This is a genomic window from Staphylococcus sp. FSL W8-0056 (genome assembly GCF_037963075.1).
In the GTDB taxonomy this organism is placed as follows: Bacteria; Bacillota; Bacilli; order Staphylococcales; family Staphylococcaceae; genus Staphylococcus; species Staphylococcus aureus.
This window is the reverse complement of the sequence record NZ_CP150142.1, coordinates 2,278,958-2,297,970: the sequence shown is the minus strand read 5'-3', so window position 1 is coordinate 2,297,970 and position 19,013 is coordinate 2,278,958. Positions and strand designations below refer to the sequence as shown.

The 19,013-nt window shown below is 34.6% G+C and carries 21 protein-coding genes; 15 read left to right on the top strand and 6 right to left on the bottom strand.

The features are described 5' to 3' along the window. Positions 1-33 precede the first annotated feature (33 nt). Positions 34-555 (top strand): methylated-DNA--[protein]-cysteine S-methyltransferase, encoded by a 522-nt coding sequence (locus tag NSS86_RS11710; RefSeq protein ID WP_000455988.1) that lies wholly within the window; start codon positions 34-36, stop codon positions 553-555. Positions 556-719: 164 nt separating this feature from the next. On the opposite strand, the gene NSS86_RS11705 is transcribed toward NSS86_RS11710, so the two are convergent. Continuing rightward, positions 720-1,886: a hydroxymethylglutaryl-CoA synthase gene (locus tag NSS86_RS11705; protein ID WP_000151982.1), complete on the bottom strand. Its 1,167-nt coding sequence runs from the start codon at positions 1,884-1,886 to the stop codon at positions 720-722. Between the two features lie 254 nt (positions 1,887-2,140). Between NSS86_RS11705 and NSS86_RS11700 the strand changes: the two genes are divergently transcribed. Then, positions 2,141-3,418, top strand: a complete 1,278-nt coding sequence (locus NSS86_RS11700; RefSeq protein WP_001190998.1) for a hydroxymethylglutaryl-CoA reductase, degradative — start codon at positions 2,141-2,143, stop codon at positions 3,416-3,418. Between the two features lie 138 nt (positions 3,419-3,556). Here NSS86_RS11700 and NSS86_RS11695 read toward each other — a convergent pair whose 3' ends face one another. Beyond that, positions 3,557-3,988, bottom strand: a complete 432-nt coding sequence (locus NSS86_RS11695; RefSeq protein ID WP_000455861.1) for a CHAP domain-containing protein — start codon at positions 3,986-3,988, stop codon at positions 3,557-3,559. A 389-nt stretch (positions 3,989-4,377) separates the two neighbouring features. Beyond that, positions 4,378-4,596 carry a sterile alpha motif-like domain-containing protein gene (locus NSS86_RS11690; RefSeq protein WP_000011687.1) on the bottom strand — a complete coding sequence of 73 codons (219 nt, stop codon included), beginning with the start codon at positions 4,594-4,596 and terminating at the stop codon, positions 4,378-4,380. 166 nt (positions 4,597-4,762) lie between these two features. On the opposite strand from NSS86_RS11690, the gene NSS86_RS11685 reads away from it, so the two are divergent. The 8 genes from NSS86_RS11685 to NSS86_RS11650 all read left to right on the top strand — a co-directional run bounded on the left by NSS86_RS11685 (position 4,763) and on the right by NSS86_RS11650 (position 13,365). Then, positions 4,763-5,641, top strand: coding sequence for a LysR family transcriptional regulator (locus NSS86_RS11685; RefSeq protein ID WP_000351761.1), 879 nt, complete (start codon positions 4,763-4,765; stop codon positions 5,639-5,641). A 212-nt stretch (positions 5,642-5,853) separates the two neighbouring features. Continuing rightward, on the top strand, positions 5,854-6,249 hold the full coding sequence (gene cidA / locus NSS86_RS11680; protein ID WP_000549734.1) for a holin-like murein hydrolase modulator CidA: 396 nt from the start codon (positions 5,854-5,856) through the stop codon (positions 6,247-6,249). Next, positions 6,242-6,931: an LrgB family protein gene (locus tag NSS86_RS11675; protein ID WP_001001019.1), complete on the top strand. Its 690-nt coding sequence runs from the start codon at positions 6,242-6,244 to the stop codon at positions 6,929-6,931. Before cidA ends, NSS86_RS11675 begins: the two co-directional genes overlap by 8 nt. Positions 6,932-6,981: 50 nt before the next feature. Next, positions 6,982-8,721 carry a pyruvate oxidase gene (locus tag NSS86_RS11670; RefSeq protein ID WP_001062663.1) on the top strand — a complete coding sequence of 580 codons (1,740 nt, stop codon included), beginning with the start codon at positions 6,982-6,984 and terminating at the stop codon, positions 8,719-8,721. Between the two features lie 300 nt (positions 8,722-9,021). Next, a complete protein-coding gene (gene ptsG / locus NSS86_RS11665; protein WP_000473679.1) occupies positions 9,022-11,088 on the top strand; it encodes a glucose-specific PTS transporter subunit IIBC in 2,067 nt (688 codons plus the stop codon). Positions 11,089-11,467: 379 nt separating this feature from the next. Continuing rightward, positions 11,468-11,878: a thioesterase family protein gene (locus tag NSS86_RS11660; RefSeq protein ID WP_000206031.1), complete on the top strand. Its 411-nt coding sequence runs from the start codon at positions 11,468-11,470 to the stop codon at positions 11,876-11,878. A 41-nt stretch (positions 11,879-11,919) separates the two neighbouring features. After that, the gene (locus tag NSS86_RS11655) at positions 11,920-12,276 is read left to right on the top strand and encodes a thioredoxin family protein (protein WP_339302257.1); all 357 of its coding nucleotides are present in this window, start codon (positions 11,920-11,922) and stop codon (positions 12,274-12,276) included. 120 nt (positions 12,277-12,396) lie between these two features. Next, a complete protein-coding gene (locus tag NSS86_RS11650) occupies positions 12,397-13,365 on the top strand; it encodes an alpha/beta hydrolase (RefSeq protein WP_001228167.1) in 969 nt (322 codons plus the stop codon). Positions 13,366-13,445: 80 nt separating this feature from the next. On the opposite strand, the gene NSS86_RS11645 is transcribed toward NSS86_RS11650, so the two are convergent. Both NSS86_RS11645 and NSS86_RS11640 read right to left on the bottom strand, forming a co-directional pair. After that, positions 13,446-14,381 carry a DMT family transporter gene (locus NSS86_RS11645; RefSeq protein WP_072362001.1) on the bottom strand — a complete coding sequence of 312 codons (936 nt, stop codon included), beginning with the start codon at positions 14,379-14,381 and terminating at the stop codon, positions 13,446-13,448. 182 nt (positions 14,382-14,563) lie between these two features. Continuing rightward, positions 14,564-14,767, bottom strand: a complete 204-nt coding sequence (locus NSS86_RS11640) for a hypothetical protein (protein WP_001177186.1) — start codon at positions 14,765-14,767, stop codon at positions 14,564-14,566. 549 nt (positions 14,768-15,316) lie between these two features. Here NSS86_RS11640 and NSS86_RS11635 point away from each other — a divergent pair. From NSS86_RS11635 to NSS86_RS11615, 5 genes are all read left to right on the top strand, one after another. Beyond that, positions 15,317-16,360 carry a PTS fructose transporter subunit IIC gene (locus tag NSS86_RS11635; protein WP_000353630.1) on the top strand — a complete coding sequence of 348 codons (1,044 nt, stop codon included), beginning with the start codon at positions 15,317-15,319 and terminating at the stop codon, positions 16,358-16,360. 2 nt (positions 16,361-16,362) lie between these two features. Continuing rightward, positions 16,363-17,043, top strand: coding sequence for an L-serine ammonia-lyase, iron-sulfur-dependent subunit beta (gene sdaAB / locus NSS86_RS11630; protein WP_001140234.1), 681 nt, complete (start codon positions 16,363-16,365; stop codon positions 17,041-17,043). A gap of 13 nt (positions 17,044-17,056) precedes the next feature. Next, positions 17,057-17,956 (top strand): L-serine ammonia-lyase, iron-sulfur-dependent, subunit alpha, encoded by a 900-nt coding sequence (gene sdaAA, locus NSS86_RS11625; RefSeq protein WP_000460421.1) that lies wholly within the window; start codon positions 17,057-17,059, stop codon positions 17,954-17,956. An 18-nt stretch (positions 17,957-17,974) separates the two neighbouring features. Beyond that, positions 17,975-18,073 carry a hypothetical protein gene (locus NSS86_RS11620; RefSeq protein ID WP_031762133.1) on the top strand — a complete coding sequence of 33 codons (99 nt, stop codon included), beginning with the start codon at positions 17,975-17,977 and terminating at the stop codon, positions 18,071-18,073. 61 nt (positions 18,074-18,134) lie between these two features. After that, positions 18,135-18,305 carry a hypothetical protein gene (locus NSS86_RS11615; protein ID WP_031764502.1) on the top strand — a complete coding sequence of 57 codons (171 nt, stop codon included), beginning with the start codon at positions 18,135-18,137 and terminating at the stop codon, positions 18,303-18,305. A 143-nt stretch (positions 18,306-18,448) separates the two neighbouring features. Here the strand turns inward: NSS86_RS11615 and NSS86_RS11610 are convergent, their stop codons facing one another. Beyond that, positions 18,449-18,940 (bottom strand): GNAT family N-acetyltransferase, encoded by a 492-nt coding sequence (locus NSS86_RS11610; protein WP_000617356.1) that lies wholly within the window; start codon positions 18,938-18,940, stop codon positions 18,449-18,451. Positions 18,941-19,013 lie beyond the last annotated feature (73 nt).

Genomic DNA, 19,013 nt, shown 5'->3' with positions numbered 1-19,013 from the left:
TAAGGCGTATGATTAGAAAAAGGGGGAATTTTTATGGAGTATAAGAGTTACTATGATTCGCCTGTAGGACGATTGGAACTTTTGAGTGATGGGGTAAGTCTGACCGCTGTTTTGTTTGAAAATCAACAAGGTGATGGTACTAGGGAAGAAAATACGTCTTTAGCGATATTTAGAGAGGCGACACAGTGGTTAGACGCGTATTTTAAAGGTGACAATCCTGAAATCACAATACCTTTAAAGCCAACAGGTAGTCATTTTCAACAGTGTGTTTGGAATGAATTAAGACAGGTTCCTTATGGGACTCTAACAACGTATGGTGCTATTGCCAAAAAAGTAGGTAAGGTGCTTGATAAGCCAAAAATGTCAGCCCAAGCGGTTGGAGGTGCAGTCGGAAGTAATCCATTATCAATTATCGTGCCATGTCATCGTGTTGTCGGTAAAACGGGTAGCTTAACAGGATTCGGTGGAACGATTAATAATAAAATTAAGCTGTTAGAGTTGGAGAATATCGATATGTCAAAGCTTTATATACCTAAACACAGTACAAAGCCGTAACGTATAAGGGGTATATTAAAAATTTCAATAATGTGTCAAATAGGCATAATGAATTCATTCAATACGAAGTGTTATAAATAGAGAACAGCAGTAAGACGATTTCAATGAGAAGCTGTCTTACTGCTGTTTTTAGGTTATATTTAAATGTCTTTCAAATACACAGATTACTCTGGTCTGTGATATTCGCGAACGTTATTTTCAATATTTGATAAGTAGAAAATATGACGATCTTCATGAACAGCATCTTGTTCTTCGTCAAATTCAACGTCATCAAAACGTTTGAAGAATGTTTCATATGCATCAACAGATACTTCAGTACGGTTATTTAATAATGCTTTATGTGCAGCTTGATCTAAATGATCTTTGTAGCCTTCAACTAATGTCGCACTATAAAATTCACCAACTGAACCTGAGCCATAACTGAATAAACCGATTGTTTCACCAGCTTGTAAATCACGATTTTCAAGTAATGATATTAGGCTTAAATATAATGATCCAGTATAAATATTACCGACATAACGGTTATAATCTACAGCATCTTCATATCCTGAACGTAAACGCTCTTGAGTTGTTTCATCAGCGTTATCAATGATTGACTCTAATGCCTTTTTACCCATTTTTGTAAATGGAACATGGAAGCATAGAGATGCGAAGTCAGCTAGCGACTTACCTTGACGTTTTGCGTATTCATTCCAGCTTTGTTGGAATGAGCGGATATAAGCATCTTTAGATAATGCACCATCAACTAATGGATATTTATGTCCAGTTGGACGCCAGAAATCATAAACGTCTTCAGTGTAAGCAACAGCATCTTCATTTAATGCCAAAATGCTTGGATTATGTGCAATAACCATCGCAACTGCGCCAGCACCTTGTGTTGGCTCGCCGCCTGAATTCAATCCATAACGTGCTGTATCTGTAGCAATAACTAATACTTTTTCATTCGGTCTAGTTGCTAAATAATCTTTAGCTAATTGAATTGCTGGTGTTGCAGCATAACAAGCTTCTTTCATTTCAAAGCAACGTGCAAAAGGTTGAATACCTAATAAGTTGTGAATTTGAACAGCGGCTGCTTTAGCAGCATCAACTGCTGATTCAGTTGCCACAATTACCATACCAATTTTCTTTTTATCTTCGTCTGTTATAATGTCCTTAGCAGCGTTAGCGCCCATTGAAACGATGTCTTGGTTTACAGGACTAACAGCCATTTCAGTTTGACCAATTCCAATTAAAAATTTGTTTGGGTCTACTTGGCGTGCTTCTGCTAATTTAGCCATGTCTACATAGTACTTTGGAACGTAAAAGTTTATTTTGTCGATACCTATTGTCATAAGGTTTTACATCCTTTCAAATTTATAAAAGCAACACTTGTATCATATCAGAATATGCTTATCTTATACAAAGAAATACACTAAATTTAAAAATGATTTGACGTTTCTTGTAAGCGTTTTAATTTACCTTGCTTTATTTTATAGTTAAAACAATAATTATTCAATTGAATTTTAAGACGAATAACGTTATTTTATGGTAAAAATAGTAGTGATTGAAATGTTAAAAAATTATGTGAAGTAAAAGGAGTATGTCCATGCAAAGTTTAGATAAGAATTTCCGACATTTATCTCGTCAACAAAAGTTACAACAATTGGTAGATAAGCAATGGTTATCAGAAGATCAATTCGACATTTTATTGAATCATCCATTAATTGATGAGGAAGTAGCAAATAGTTTAATTGAAAATGTCATCGCGCAAGGTGCATTACCCGTTGGATTATTACCGAATATCATTGTGGACGATAAGGCATATGTTGTACCTATGATGGTGGAAGAGCCTTCAGTTGTCGCTGCAGCTAGTTATGGTGCAAAGCTAGTGAATCAGACTGGCGGATTTAAAACGGTATCTTCTGAACGTATTATGATAGGTCAAATCGTCTTTGATGGCGTTGACGATACTGAAAAATTATCAGCAGACATTAAAGCTTTAGAAAAGCAAATTCATAAAATTGCGGATGAGGCATATCCTTCTATTAAAGCGCGTGGTGGTGGTTACCAACGTATAGCTATTGATACATTTCCTGAGCAACAGTTACTATCTTTAAAAGTATTTGTTGATACGAAAGATGCTATGGGCGCTAATATGCTTAATACGATTTTAGAGGCCATAACTGCATTTTTAAAAAATGAATCTCCACAAAGCGACATTTTAATGAGTATTTTATCCAATCATGCAACAGCGTCCGTTGTTAAAGTTCAAGGCGAAATTGACGTTAAAGATTTAGCAAGGGGCGAGAGAACTGGAGAAGAGGTTGCCAAACGAATGGAACGTGCTTCTGTATTGGCACAAGTTGATATTCATCGTGCTGCAACACATAATAAAGGTGTTATGAATGGCATACATGCCGTTGTTTTAGCAACAGGAAATGATACGCGTGGTGCAGAAGCAAGTGCGCATGCATACGCGAGTCGTGACGGACAGTATCGTGGTATTGCAACATGGAGATACGATCAAAAACGTCAACGTTTAATTGGTACAATAGAAGTGCCTATGACATTGGCAATCGTTGGCGGTGGTACAAAAGTATTACCAATTGCTAAAGCTTCTTTAGAATTGCTAAATGTAGATTCAGCACAAGAATTAGGTCATGTAGTTGCTGCCGTTGGTTTAGCACAGAACTTTGCAGCATGTCGCGCGCTCGTTTCCGAAGGTATCCAGCAAGGCCATATGAGCTTGCAATATAAATCTTTAGCTATTGTTGTAGGTGCAAAAGGTGATGAAATTGCGCAAGTAGCTGAAGCATTGAAGCAAGAACCCCGTGCGAATACACAAGTAGCTGAACGCATTTTACAAGAAATTAGACAACAATAGTAAATGGCGAATAGCGATTTTAAAGAAAAGTTTAAGTCAGTCCATCGTAGCGCTTAGATAAATTAATATGAACAAAAAATAAAAACTTCTATCACACGCATACAGGAAATTGAAGCGTTCGTGATAGAAGTTTTTTGATTAGTAAATATAGTTAAAGTTACGTGCTGCCTTTTTGCTTAGTACACGTGTATTGTATTTTAATGGGCGATAAAAGTTGTATTCTGAAACTTTAATACTACCGTTTTTATATACTTGTTCAACAACTGCGACATGTCCATAATATCCTGCAGTTGATTGCATGACAGCAAATTTTCTTGGTGTACGACCAGTCGCATATTTTGATTTACGTGCATTGTAATACCAATTTTTAGCATTGCCCCATCTATTAGAAACAGGTTTGCCGACTTGTGCGCGACGTTTAAATGCCCACCATGTACATTGGTTTTTACTATAATAATTAACTGCGGCATGCGATTGATGCGTTTGTTCGACGGATTGATAAGTGAAATCTGCTGAGAAAAGTACTGCAAAAGCAATTAATAAACGAATTAGTATCTTTTTATATTCCATTTTTATCTCCCAAGTTAATTTTTTTCTTTATTCAACGTTAATTATGATAACAAAATTTTTTTAGAAAACAATGCAAGCAATCAACAATAAAAGTAACTGTAATGAAGTTGTCATATAAAGTGTTGAATTGTAATAAAAATGGATTTTTTCATAAAATGTAGAAATTCATGTATTTAACAATTAATTGTCATAGTGATACAAGGATGTCAGAATTGATTAACAGCGGATATTAGTGGGAAAATATAAAATGATTTAAAAGAAAAGGTACGTGGTTCTATAACTGAAAGAAAATAGCAATCACAATATACTAAATGTAGCGATAACATTAAAAATAGCGCCCTGCAATCAGAGCGCTAACATGAGATGATGTGACTCCATGTATTCATGTATCATTGTACATTTGTGAATTGGTTGAAAACTGATAGTGCCCGTTTAATTACAGGTACTGAGATGCTTTCAGGACATGGATTTGTTCGAAAATATGACAATATTTCACTATGGCTCTTCACTTCTCTAGGGAAATTGCTATCTTGATTAATCCAATCAACCAATTCACCTAATGGTGTGTCATCACCAAGAAAACTTTGCATAAATTCGTAAAAGCTCAATACCTCACCTCGAATAACAAACTTGAGCCATTAATATAATACCATAAAAGAATGTGTATTTTACATAAAACTTTTTATAAAGCAATTTTATAAATCTAAATTTATTGAATGTTTAAGAAGTTGTGTATAATGAAATAAACGTGTTGAAATAGTTAGGATGATGTTAGTGGATATCAAACATATGAAATATTTTATTGAAGTCGTTAAGCAAGGAGGCATGACTAATGCCTCCAAATCATTATATATTGCACAACCTACAATTAGTAAAGCAATTAAAGATATTGAAAATGAAATGGGCACGCCCTTATTTGATAGAAGTAAAAGACATTTAATACTTACCGATGCAGGTCAAATTTTTTATGAGAAAAGTAAAGAAATTGTTGCACTGTATGATTATTTACCATCTGAAATGGAACGCTTGAATGGACTGGAAACAGGGCATATAAACATGGGCATGTCGGCAGTCATGAATATGAAGATTCTTATCAATATTCTTGGTGCATTCCATCAGCAATATCCAAATGTTACATATAATTTAATAGAAAATGGCGGCAAAACGATTGAGCAGCAAATTATCAATGATGAAGTAGATATAGGCGTGACCACTTTGCCAGTCGATCATCATATTTTCGATTATACTACCCTAGATAAGGAAGATTTGCGACTTATCGTGAGCAGAGAGCATCGACTCGCAAAATATGAAACTGTTAAACTCGAAGATTTAGCAGGTGAAGACTTCATTTTATTTAATAAAGACTTTTACTTGAATGATAAAATTATTGAAAATGCTAAAAACGTTGGCTTTGTTCCGAATACTGTAGCGCAAATTTCACAATGGCATGTTATAGAAGATTTAGTTACGAATGAATTAGGTATTAGTATTTTACCAACATCAATTTCAGAGCAACTAAATGGAGATGTGAAGCTGCTACGCATTGAAGATGCGCATGTACATTGGGAATTAGGTGTTGTTTGGAAGAAGGATAAACAATTAAGTCATGCCACAACGAAATGGATAGAATTTTTGAAAGATCGTTTAGGCTAACATATTAATAAAGCACTCATTATTTAAGGCCCATCATTACGTGGGTCATTGAAATGATGAGTGTTTTTTTGTGAAAATGAAGTGAAATTGAGAGAGCGTTTCCATAGAAAATAGTAATACAAACTATAAAAAAAGAGTATTTTTATATTGTGCACGCCATCTTTATAATAGTTATTGTAACATTTTAGACATATTTAGAAAGGGATGGCGCCATGCACAAAGTCCAATTAATAATCAAACTACTACTACAACTAGGAATCATCATTGTGATTACTTATATTGGCACAGAAATTCAAAAGATTTTTCATCTTCCCTTAGCCGGCAGTATTGTTGGTCTATTTTTATTTTATTTACTATTACAATTTAAGATTGTACCGCTAACTTGGGTAGAAGACGGTGCAAACTTTTTATTAAAGACGATGGTCTTTTTCTTCATACCGTCAGTTGTAGGTATTATGGATGTTGCTTCCGAAATTACGCTAAATTATATACTCTTTTTCGCAGTCATTATTATAGGAACATGTATCGTTGCATTATCTTCAGGTTATATTGCTGAAAAAATGTCTGTTAAACATAAACATCGTAAAGGTGTAGACGCTTATGAATGATTACGTGCAAGCCTTATTAATGATTTTGTTGACTGTCGTTTTATATTATTTCGCTAAAAGGTTACAACAAAAATATCCGAACCCATTTTTGAATCCAGCATTAATTGCATCTTTAGGAATTATTTTTGTCTTACTTATCTTTGGAATTAGTTATAACGGGTATATGAAAGGTGGCAGTTGGATCAACCATATTTTAAACGCAACGGTCGTATGTTTAGCGTACCCACTTTATAAAAATAGAGAGAAAATTAAAGACAATGTCTCTATCATTTTTGCAAGTGTATTAACTGGCGTCATGCTGAATTTCATGTTAGTGTTCTTAACACTTAAAGCATTTGGCTATTCTAAAGACGTCATTGTAACGTTATTGCCCCGATCTATAACAGCCGCAGTAGGTATCGAAGTGTCACATGAACTAGGTGGTACAGATACGATGACCGTACTTTTTATTATCACAACGGGTTTAATCGGTAGTATTTTAGGTTCGATGTTATTAAGATTTGGAAGATTTGAATCTTCTATCGCCAAAGGTTTAACGTATGGGAATGCGTCACATGCATTTGGCACAGCTAAAGCACTAGAAATGGATATTGAATCCGGTGCATTTAGTTCAATTGGGATGATTTTAACTGCAGTTATTAGTTCAGTGTTAATACCTGTTCTAATTTTATTATTCTATTAATTTAGATATTTAAAATGATAGACACTAAGAAAGGGAGGCTATTAGTAATAATGGCAAAAATAAAAGCAAATGAAGCATTAGTTAAAGCATTACAAGCATGGGATATAGATCACTTGTATGGTATTCCAGGAGACTCAATCGACGCAGTTGTCGATAGTTTACGTACAGTGAGAGATCAATTTAAATTTTATCATGTACGTCATGAAGAAGTAGCAAGCTTAGCGGCTGCTGGTTACACAAAATTAACTGGTAAAATCGGTGTGGCATTAAGTATCGGTGGCCCTGGTTTAATTCATTTATTAAATGGTATGTACGATGCCAAAATGGATAATGTACCGCAATTAATATTATCTGGACAAACGAATAGTACAGCACTTGGAACGAAAGCATTTCAAGAAACAAATTTACAAAAATTATGTGAAGATGTAGCCGTTTATAATCACCAAATTGAAAAAGGTGACAATGTGTTTGAAATCGTTAACGAAGCAATTCGTACGGCATATGAACAAAAAGGTGTCGCTGTTGTTATTTGTCCTAACGACTTATTAACTGAAAAAATTAAAGATACAACGAATAAACCAGTAGATACATCAAGACCAACAGTTGTATCACCAAAATATAAAGACATCAAAAAAGCGGTTAAACTAATTAATAAAAGTAAAAAGCCTGTCATGTTAATTGGTGTAGGTGCAAAACATGCGAAAGATGAGCTACGTGAATTTATTGAAATGGCTAAAATTCCTGTCATTCATTCATTACCAGCTAAAACAATCTTGCCGGATGATCATCCATATAGTATCGGTAACTTAGGTAAAATTGGTACCAAAACATCTTATCAAACAATGCAGGAAGCGGATTTATTAATTATGGTTGGTACAAACTATCCATATGTGGATTACTTACCTAAGAAAAATATTAAAGCAATCCAAATCGACACAAATCCTAAAAATATCGGACATCGTTTTAATATTAATGTAGGAATTGTTGGAGACAGTAAAATTGCATTGCATCAGTTAACTGAAAATATTAAACATGTTGCGGAAAGACCATTTTTAAACAAAACGTTAGAACGTAAAGCGGTTTGGGATAAATGGATGGAACAAGATAAAAATAATAATAGCAAACCATTACGTCCAGAACGTTTAATGGCATCAATTAACAAATTTATTAAAGATGATGCAGTAATTTCAGCAGATGTTGGTACTGCAACAGTTTGGTCTACACGTTATTTAAATCTTGGTGTGAACAACAAGTTCATCATTTCAAGTTGGTTAGGTACAATGGGTTGCGGTCTTCCAGGAGCTATGGCATCAAAAATTGCATATCCAAATAGACAAGCGATTGCCATTGCTGGTGACGGTGCATTCCAAATGGTAATGCAAGACTTCGCTACAGCAGTACAATATGATTTACCTTTAACTGTATTTGTACTTAATAACAAACAGTTAGCATTTATTAAATATGAACAACAAGCAGCTGGTGAATTAGAATATGCAGTTGATTTTTCTGATATGGATCATGCAAAATTTGCTGAGGCAGCAGGTGGTAAAGGTTATACAATTAAGAGTGCTAGCGAAGTAGATGCTATAGTCGAAGAGGCATTAGCACAAGATGTACCAACGATTGTAGATGTATATGTTGATCCTAATGCTGCGCCATTACCAGGTAAAATTGTAAATGAAGAAGCGCTTGGTTATGGTAAATGGGCATTTAGATCTATTACTGAAGATAAATATTTAGATTTAGATCAAATTCCACCTATTTCAGTTGCAGCAAAACGTTTCTTATAACTGATTGAAAGGTTATCACAATTGAATTGAACTATAAAAACGGTAATTTCTATTTCAACAAAATGGGAATTGCCGTTTTGTTTATTTATCACAAATGATCGTACTGAATTGATGATAAAATTGTGAAAAAGTTGTTGAAAACGCTTTTACAAATATGTATAATAGCTATGAATTACATATCACTTGCGTGTTACTGGTAATGCAGGCATGAGCAAACAACCGTACTATGAGAATAGTCTTGTTTGTTCATGCCTGCTTTTTTTGTACATGGAAGCGGAAATTGAGATAGGGGATGTTTATATGTTTAAGAAATTGTTTGGACAATTGCAACGTATCGGTAAAGCATTAATGTTACCTGTTGCGATTTTACCAGCAGCTGGTATTTTATTAGCGTTTGGTAACGCAATGCACAACGAACAATTAGTAGAAATTGCACCATGGTTAAAAAACGATATCATTGTAATGATTTCGTCGGTCATGGAAGCAGCAGGACAAGTTGTATTTGATAACTTGCCATTATTATTTGCAGTTGGTACAGCACTTGGATTAGCAGGAGGAGACGGTGTTGCAGCATTAGCAGCGCTAGTAGGTTACTTAATTATGAATGCAACAATGGGGAAAGTGTTGCACATTACAATTGATGACATTTTCTCATATGCCAAAGGGGCAAAAGAATTAAGTCAAGCAGCGAAAGAACCAGCACATGCTTTAGTATTAGGTATTCCAACGTTACAAACGGGTGTGTTTGGTGGTATTATCATGGGTGCTTTAGCCGCATGGTGTTACAACAAATTTTATAATATTACACTACCACCATTTTTAGGATTCTTTGCAGGTAAACGATTTGTACCGATTGTGACATCGGTCGTAGCAATCGCAACAGGTGTGCTTTTAAGCTTTGCGTGGCCACCAATTCAAGATGGATTAAATAGTTTATCGAATTTCTTATTAAATAAAAATTTAACATTAACAACGTTTATATTCGGTATTATTGAACGCTCATTAATTCCATTTGGTTTACATCATATTTTCTATTCACCGTTCTGGTTTGAATTCGGAAGTTATACAAATCACGCAGGTGAATTAGTTCGTGGTGACCAACGTATTTGGATGGCACAATTGAAAGATGGCGTACCATTTACTGCTGGTGCATTTACTACTGGTAAATATCCATTTATGATGTTTGGTTTACCAGCGGCGGCATTTGCTATTTATAAAAATGCACGACCAGAACGCAAAAAAGTCGTGGGTGGTTTAATGTTATCAGCAGGATTAACTGCATTTTTAACTGGTATCACTGAGCCATTAGAATTTTCATTCTTATTTGTAGCACCAGTACTTTATGGAATTCACGTATTATTAGCTGGTACATCATTCTTAGTAATGCATTTATTAGGCGTTAAAATTGGTATGACATTCTCAGGTGGTTTCATAGATTATATTTTATATGGTTTATTAAACTGGGATCGTTCACACGCATTATTAGTTATTCCAGTCGGTATTGTATATGCTATCGTGTATTACTTCTTATTCGACTTTGCAATTCGTAAGTTTAAATTGAAAACACCAGGTCGTGAAGATGAAGAAACTGAAATTCGTAACTCTAGTGTCGCAAAATTACCATTTGATGTCTTAGATGCAATGGGTGGAAAAGAAAACATTAAACATTTAGATGCATGTATTACACGTCTGCGCGTAGAAGTGGTTGATAAATCAAAAGTAGATGTAGCAGGTATTAAAGCTTTAGGCGCATCAGGTGTATTAGAAGTTGGAAACAATATGCAAGCTATCTTTGGTCCAAAATCAGATCAAATTAAACATGATATGGCCAAGATTATGAGTGGTGAAATTACGAAACCAAGTGAAACGACAGTGACTGAAGAAATGTCAGATGAACCAGTTCACGTAGAAGCACTTGGAACAACAGACATCTATGCACCAGGTGTCGGTCAAATCATTCCATTATCAGAAGTACCTGATCAAGTATTCGCTGGTAAAATGATGGGTGATGGTATTGGCTTTATCCCTGAAAAAGGTGAAATTGTAGCACCGTTTGATGGTACAGTGAAAACAATCTTCCCTACGAAACATGCGATAGGATTAGAATCTGAAAGTGGCGTCGAAGTACTTATTCATATTGGTATCGATACAGTGAAACTGAATGGTGAAGGATTCGAAAGTCTGATTAACGTTGATGAAAAAGTAACACAAGGCCAACCATTAATGAAAGTGAATTTAGCATACTTGAAAGCACACGCACCAAGCATCGTTACACCAATGATTATTACAAATCTTGAAAATAAAGAACTTGTCATTGAAGATGTACAAGATGCTGATCCAGGTAAGCTAATTATGACAGTCAAATAATGATTAAAAATGAAACAGCATATCAAATGAATGAACTTTTAGTCATTCGTAGTGCGTATGCGAAGTAGCGAGTTGAAAGAGAATACGTTACAAAAGGCAGTAGCTTAAAATGAAGCTACTGCCTTTTTAGTGCGCAATGATGTATAGCAGGTGTGTTGATGATAATAAGTTAAATATTAGTGTTAGATATAGAAAACATTGCTTATGTTTTTGTCACATTTTAGAAAAATGCATCTTCGCGACTAGCCAAATTAATAGTCTCATTGAAAAGTTTGATTTTCCGTAATAAAGTTCAATTGCTTGTATTTTTATCATGAAAGTAATAAAAATAAATTAACATGATTTTAAATCTATTTGTAAGATAAGGAGATTTGTCATTATGACAACAGAAGGTCTATTAGTTGCAGAGAAAGAAATCGAAGTGAATGGTTACGACATTGATGCGATGGGTGTCGTTAGTAATATCGTTTATATTAGATGGTTCGAAGATTTGAGAACAGCGTTTATTAATCAGCACATGAATTACTCAACAATGATCAATCAAGGCATTTCACCTATACTTATGAAAACGGAAGCAGAGTATAAAGTACCTGTCACAATACATGACAAACCAGTAGGTCGTATTTACTTAGTTAAAGCAAGCAAGATGAAATGGGTGTTTCAGTTTGAAATTGTGTCCGCACATTGCGTGCATTGTATTGGTACACAGACAGGCGGTTTTTACAGATTGAGTGATAAGAAGATAACCTCTGTGCCACAAGTGTTTCAAGACATTTTAGCAACAAAATAATGACTTCATTTTAAAATATAAAAAGTAAGAAGGTGTTCGAAATGGTTAAGCAATTAAATAGTGTCGAAGCATTCCGTGAATTTATTCATCAATATCCGTTAGCAGTTGTACATGTCATGCGCGATCAGTGTAGCGTGTGTCATGCCGTTTTACCACAAATTGAAGACTTGATGCAATCATATCCCAATGTGCCATTAGCTGTGATTAATCAAAGTCAAGTTGGAGCTATTGCTGGAGAATTAAATATTTTCACTGTACCTGTGGATTTAATTTTTATGAATGGAAAAGAAATGCATCGTCAAGGGCGTTTTATCGATATGCAACGTTTTGAACATCATCTTAAGCAAATGAATGATAGTGTGAATAACGATGTCGATGAGCATGAATATCGCAAATGATTAGCATTGCTAAGATTATGTAGACATCATAACTTATTTCCCAGTAAATATTGGTAGTAATAAGAATCAGCATGGTACAGTAGAACTATAGTAGAAATCATCAAAGAGGAGTGACGACAAATGCGTAAAAAATGGTCTACACTTGCGTTTGGATTTTTAGTAGCAGCATACGCACATATTAGAATTAAAGAAAAACGCAGTGTGAAAAGTTATATGTTAGAACAAGGTATACGATTATCTAGAGCTAAGCGTCGTTTTATGTATAAAGAAGAAGCGATGAAAGCATTAGAAAAAATGGCGCCACAGACAGCAGGTGAATATGAGGGCACCAATTATCAGTTTAAGATGCCAGTAACAGTGGATAAGCACTACGGTTCAACCGTTTATAACGTTAATGATAAACAAGATAAGCATCAACGCGTTGTATTATACGCACATGGAGGCGCATGGTTCCAAGACCCACTCAAAATTCATTTCGAATTTATTGATGAACTTGCAGAAACACTCAATGCTAAAGTCATCATGCCAGTATATCCGAAGATTCCGCATCAAGATTATCAAGCGACGTATGTGCTTTTTGAAAAGTTATACCATGATTTATTGAATCAAGTAGCAGATTCTAAACAAATCGTTGTAATGGGTGACTCTGCGGGCGGTCAAATTGCTTTATCATTTGCTCAATTGTTAAAAGAAAAACATATTGTGCAACCAGGACATATTGTATTAATTTCACCAGTTTTAGATGCAACGATGCAGCATCCTGAAATTCCTGACTACTTAAAGAAAGACCCAATGGTAGGTGTGGATGGCAGTGTGTTCTTAGCTGAACAATGGGCAGGGGACACACCTTTAGATAACTACAAAGTATCACCAATTAATGGTGACTTAGATGGTTTAGGTCGTATTACATTAACTGTTGGCACAAAAGAAGTACTGTACCCAGATGCTTTGAACTTATCGCAATTGTTGAGTGCAAAAGGTATCGAACATGACTTTATACCTGGATATTACCAATTCCATATTTATCCAGTATTTCCGATACCAGAGCGCCGACGCTTTTTATACCAAGTGAAAAATATTATTAATTAAAATAAAAAACTCTGATATCACATACAAGGTAGCTACGTTGTTAAAAATAGTTACTTGCTAAAGTGATTATCAGAGTTTTCTTATTCATCTAATGCTTCAGGTTGTCTTTTAAGTGATAGTAATAAAATTAAAATCATAATAAGAATGATGCCTACGATTTGAAATGGTTTGAATGCCACATGTAACCATAGACTGCTTGCGATAACGGCTACGACAGGTTCAACAGTTCCGAATAATGTTGTTTCTTTCGCTGATATGTATTGTAAACTGTCGATAAAGAAATAAAATGCGAGTGCGGTACCACCGATAATACCAAAGATTAAAAATAATATAATTGATATGTCCCATTTAGTGATATCAATGTGCCAAATTGGATGGCGTAAATTCATCGCAACACCAGAAATAAGCATTGCCCACCCGACAATTAGAATCGAACCGAAGCGGTTAAGTAGGTCTGAAGGATAAATTGTGTAAAAAGCGAGTGCTACACCAGCTAAAATACCCCAGAATAAACTTGCAGGATTGACGACTAAATTAGAAAATGAACCATTCGTTAATAATAAAAATGTTCCTAATAGTGTCATGATAATAGCAAGCACATCAAATAATGTTAGTTTTGCAACGCCTCTTATGACAAACCAAATAATAATATAAACTGGCGCAATGTATTGTAGTAATGTTGCAATCGCAGCATTACCTGTATTAATAGATGCCATATAAGCATATTGTACAACTAACATGCCCAGTATACTGAAGATAAGTAATTTGCCTAACATACGTCGATCTTGGAATACGCTAAATATTGAACGTTTGGGTTGCATCATTTTGTACATAATAAGTAAGAAAACACCACTGACTACAAGTCGAGCAGTGACGTACCAATCGACATTAATATTCTTATATTTGAACAAGAAATCAGAAACAGTACCACCTAATCCCCATAAACAAGCACCGACAATGGCAAGTATAATTCCTTTTAAACGCAAAGCTGAATGATTATTCGCCAAGTATCTCACCCCTTTAAAACTTAACACCAACAACATAAAATATGTCGGTGTATGATAATGATTTAATTCATTATATCGACTTTTAAGAAAGAGTGAAATGAGAAAATAAAAAAATCATCTAAGATGTAGTGGTCTAGATGATAGATAAATGAATCGATATGGGAAATGAATGTTGAAACACAGAGGATAAACTATTTAAATGAGATTTCAGGAAGACTCAAATGTTTTTGCGTAAGAGATCCATGATGAGAATGCTGACTATCTAACACGAAATGTGATACATCATGTCCAGTCATACTCGTATATAAAATAATGACTAAATAAGAAGTGAACGTTATAAAGATAAGTGCTAAATAGATAGAAATTGCAACTTTAACGGAATGACTCAATTGCACCTTTATCGCCTCCACTAAGTTATACTAAATATTTTCATCTTCAGTATAACCAGCCATTGTTAAGTTGATGTAAATTTAGCTTTAAAAAAAGTAAAGATTCAACCTATAGACTATCATCATTCCTATCAGAAAACTAAAAATAATATCCTACTTTAATTATCTTATTGCAAATATATGTGTAATAAGTTATTTTTGAATATAGTGTGCGGTTTTATAAACACAGCACAAAAACAAAAAATAAATAGCTCGAAAGATAAAGTGTATAAATATTAAAGATTTTTAGAAATATTACTCACTTTCAGATGTAAAAAAGTTATCAAAAAACTGTCACACAACTGTTTGAAATATAGAGTAAAAAGTTAATTAGTAAATATTAATGACAACATAAGTAGTTTTTGAAACAATCCATTTTAAAAATCTTTCACAAATATGAAATATTTCACTTAAATATTTGATTTGATAACAGATAAAAGTTGAAAACGTTTTCTTAAGGGTGTACGATGTTTATGGTCTGAAAATAAAATAAACATAGAGAGAGGTTTTTGGGAAATGGATATTCTGTTAGGTGTAGGCACATTAGTCTTGGTTTTAGTGATCATGACGCTATTTTTAAAGTATGCACCGTACGGTAAACAAGGACTACAAGCATTATCCGGTGCAGCTTGTGCGACATTTCTACCACAAGCATTCTTAAGTTACGCTATTGGTGGCGTATTTGATATTAAATTTCTACAAGATATTGGGGATTTAGCAGGAAGTTTAAGCGGTATCGCAGTAGGTATTCTAACGTGCTTAAACTTAGGCGTTGCACCAGTATTTGCGGTTATTGTTGGTTTAGTATTACATGACTTTAAATTATTACCAGCATTCATCGCAGCTTATTGCGTAGCTTTTTTAATTAAATGGATTGAAAAGAAAGTTCCAGAAGGCTTGGACTTAATTGTGGTGATCTTATTTGCACCAGCAATTGCTTTCGGACTTGCATCAATCATTACACCTGGTGTGCTAGCAACATTAAAACAAATAGGTAGTGCTGTCACTGCGGTAGGTGATAACAATCCATATGCATTAGCGGTCATTTTAGGACTAGTGATTCCTGTTACAGGTATGACACCGCTAAGTTCAATGGTATTAACAAGTTTATTAGGACTGACAGGTGTTCCTATGGCTATTGGAGCACTAACATGTACAGGTAGCTCATTTGTTAACCTTATTTTATTCCGAAAATTAAACATTGGTGGACCGTCAAAAGCATTTGCAGTTTGTATTGAGCCATTGACGCAAATTGATTTAATAGCGCAATATCCAGTACAACTATATGGTACAAATGCACTGATTGGGGTCGTCAACGCATGTATCGTGACATTTAGCGGACTAGTAATAGGTGTCAAAGGTATGGCAACACCAATTGCAGGTGCCATCGTATTGTTTGGCTTTAATAATGCAGTGACATCAATTGTAACAATCGCAACAGTGATTATTGTCAGCATTGTCTTAGCCTATATTATTGGAACACTAATTAATAAGTTTAATTTAATGAATATCAACTTTAAAATGCCGAGCAAAAAGAATCATATTAAGGAGAGTGTTTAATTATGGCAAAGAGCTATGATTATCAAAGTGCTTTCGATATTATCGGACCAGTTATGATGGGCCCTTCAAGTTCTCATACGGCTGGTGCAGTAAAGATTGGGAATTCAGCACGCGCAATATTGGGAGATATTCCTAAAAATATTGAAATACATTATTATGAATCATTTGCTCAAACACACCAAGGACATGGTACAGATGTCGCTATTGTGGGTGGAGCAATGGGATATTCAACATTTGATAACCGAATTAAATCTTCATTAGAAATTGCAGCTGATGATGGTATTAAAATAGATATCATCGAAGAAGAAGGCGATAGTATTGGTCAACATCCAAACTGTGCTTATATTAAATCATCTCGTAATGATGGTCGCTATATTGAAATTATCGGTATTTCAATCGGTGGTGGTACAATTAAAATTAAAGGTATTCATATAAATGGACTAGAAGTAGATTTAAATCATGGATTACCAATTTTAGTTGTTGACGGAAATATGACTAAAGCACAAGTAAATCATTTCATTAATGATATCAACGATATGAAATTAGACTGTAAAGATGAATTTATTAAGATAGATGAAGATAAATGCTTGGTTGTAATACCATTAAATAAAGCAATCTCAGAATCGACATTAAATACAATTAAAGAGAAATACAGTGACGTAAACGTTTCCTATATAAATTAGAGGGGGAATAAACATGTTTGATTCAATTAGAGAGACTATAGATTATGCCGTAGAAAATAATATGTCATTTGCGGATATCATGGTTAAAGAAGAAATGGAATTAAGCGGTAAATCACGTGATGAAGTGCGAGCGCAAATGAAACAAAATTTAGATGTCATGCGAGACGCAGTAATCAAAGGGACGACAGGTGATGGCGTTGAAAGTGTAACGGGCTACACTGGTCATGACGCTGCTAAACTACGTGATTATAATGAAACACATCATGCTTTGTCTGGATATGAAATGATTGATGCAGTCAAAGGTGCCATTGCAACAAATGAAGTCAATGCTGCGATGGGTATTATTTGTGCAACGCCAACAGCTGGTTCCTCGGGTACCATTCCCGGTGCACTTTTTAAATTAGAAAAAACACATGATTTAACAGAAGAGCAAATGATTGATTTCTTATTCACTTCAGCATTGTTTGGGCGTGTCGTAGCAAACAATGCAAGTGTAGCTGGTGCAACAGGTGGCTGCCAAGCTGAAGTTGGTTCAGCATCTGCAATGGCCGCAGCTGCAGCAGTAGCTATATTCGGAGGATCACCAGAAGCATCCGGGCACGCTATGGCATTAGCGATAAGTAATTTATTAGGTTTAGTTTGTGACCCAGTAGCCGGACTTGTTGAAATTCCTTGTGTTATGAGAAATGCAATTGGTTCGGGTAACGCTTTAATTTCAGCAGATTTAGCATTAGCAGGTATTGAAAGTAGAATACCTGTTGATGAAGTTATTGAAGCAATGGATAAGGTTGGTCGTAACCTTCCTGCATCATTACGTGAAACTGGATTGGGTGGACTAGCAGGCACACCAACTGGCGAAGCAATTAAACGTAAAATCTTTGGCACAGCTGAAGATATGGTTAAAAATAATTAATGAGATAACAATAAGATATTGATAAAAAAGAAGCATCTGTCTGGATCATTAGTACCAGATAGATGCTTCTTAATTATCTTTCATAAAGTTGAAAAATTTATGGGAAATACATGCTAATCAAAATAGTGATTGCAAAAGCGCCCCCGTATATCTAAAATAACTTAAAAGGAGTGATGATATGCTAAGACTATCAATCATCTTTATAGCATTCATCATTAACACAACGATTACATATGGATATACGACTGAGGGAACGTGGGTCAATCTATTATTTAAATCTTTATCGCTCAGCATGATTATCGTTTTCATGTTCTACTTTATTCGTTTTGTTATTGAGAAAAAGCGTTAAATCAAAGCTATGGGGATAGTATTTGAAATGAAAAAAGGGACGATGTAAATTGTCCCTAAGAGGTTTATAGTTTTATATGTTAGCATGTTATGTTAAGTGAATTAACATGGTTGTCTTGTTTATATTATGTGATTTAAACACTACTAGTCTTTTAAATCTAATTCATAAAAAGCTAAATCTAACCAGTAATCAAATTTATAGCCTACATTGGTCAGTGTGCCGGCATGCTTGAAATTGAATTTTTGATGTAATTTAATACTCGCTTCATTAGAAGCATCAATACCAGCAACAAGTGTACGATAACCTTTAGCTTTTGCCTCTACAATTAAACGCTGTAATAATTGACTAGCGATACCTTTTCCTCTAGCTGAAGCATCGACATAAATAGAATGCTCGATAGTATATTGATATGCTGGCCAAGGTCTAAACGAACCGAACGTCGCAAACCCTAATACACTTCCATTTTCCTCAAATACAAAGATAGGCTCATGATTACGTTGTTTCGTTTCAAACCATGCGATACGTTCGTCTATGGTTTGCGGTTTATAAGTATAAACAGCTGTTGTATTAATAATGGCATCGTTGTATATCGCTAATATAGCGTTTAAATCTTCTTTTTTAGCACATCGAATCATAATAATTCCCCCTTAGTAATTATTAAAAACGTTTCGTTATTTGAATGCAAATATGTGTAATGAAATCTAACGT

What these genes read in the sequence shown, in the direction of transcription:
- NSS86_RS11710 (WP_000455988.1), top strand. Translation starts at nt 34, where the DNA reads ATGGAGTATAAGAGTTACTATGATTCGCCTGTAGGACGATTGGAACTT.
- NSS86_RS11705 (WP_000151982.1), bottom strand. Translation starts at nt 1,886, where the DNA reads ATGACAATAGGTATCGACAAAATAAACTTTTACGTTCCAAAGTACTAT.
- NSS86_RS11700 (WP_001190998.1), top strand. Translation starts at nt 2,141, where the DNA reads ATGCAAAGTTTAGATAAGAATTTCCGACATTTATCTCGTCAACAAAAG.
- NSS86_RS11695 (WP_000455861.1), bottom strand. Translation starts at nt 3,988, where the DNA reads ATGGAATATAAAAAGATACTAATTCGTTTATTAATTGCTTTTGCAGTA.
- cidA (WP_000549734.1), top strand. Translation starts at nt 5,854, where the DNA reads ATGCACAAAGTCCAATTAATAATCAAACTACTACTACAACTAGGAATC.
- NSS86_RS11675 (WP_001001019.1), top strand. Translation starts at nt 6,242, where the DNA reads ATGAATGATTACGTGCAAGCCTTATTAATGATTTTGTTGACTGTCGTT.
- NSS86_RS11670 (WP_001062663.1), top strand. Translation starts at nt 6,982, where the DNA reads ATGGCAAAAATAAAAGCAAATGAAGCATTAGTTAAAGCATTACAAGCA.
- ptsG (WP_000473679.1), top strand. Translation starts at nt 9,022, where the DNA reads ATGTTTAAGAAATTGTTTGGACAATTGCAACGTATCGGTAAAGCATTA.
- NSS86_RS11660 (WP_000206031.1), top strand. Translation starts at nt 11,468, where the DNA reads ATGACAACAGAAGGTCTATTAGTTGCAGAGAAAGAAATCGAAGTGAAT.
- NSS86_RS11655 (WP_339302257.1), top strand. Translation starts at nt 11,920, where the DNA reads ATGGTTAAGCAATTAAATAGTGTCGAAGCATTCCGTGAATTTATTCAT.
- NSS86_RS11650 (WP_001228167.1), top strand. Translation starts at nt 12,397, where the DNA reads ATGCGTAAAAAATGGTCTACACTTGCGTTTGGATTTTTAGTAGCAGCA.
- NSS86_RS11635 (WP_000353630.1), top strand. Translation starts at nt 15,317, where the DNA reads ATGGATATTCTGTTAGGTGTAGGCACATTAGTCTTGGTTTTAGTGATC.
- sdaAB (WP_001140234.1), top strand. Translation starts at nt 16,363, where the DNA reads ATGGCAAAGAGCTATGATTATCAAAGTGCTTTCGATATTATCGGACCA.
- sdaAA (WP_000460421.1), top strand. Translation starts at nt 17,057, where the DNA reads ATGTTTGATTCAATTAGAGAGACTATAGATTATGCCGTAGAAAATAAT.
- NSS86_RS11615 (WP_031764502.1), top strand. Translation starts at nt 18,135, where the DNA reads ATGCTAAGACTATCAATCATCTTTATAGCATTCATCATTAACACAACG.
- NSS86_RS11610 (WP_000617356.1), bottom strand. Translation starts at nt 18,940, where the DNA reads ATGATTCGATGTGCTAAAAAAGAAGATTTAAACGCTATATTAGCGATA.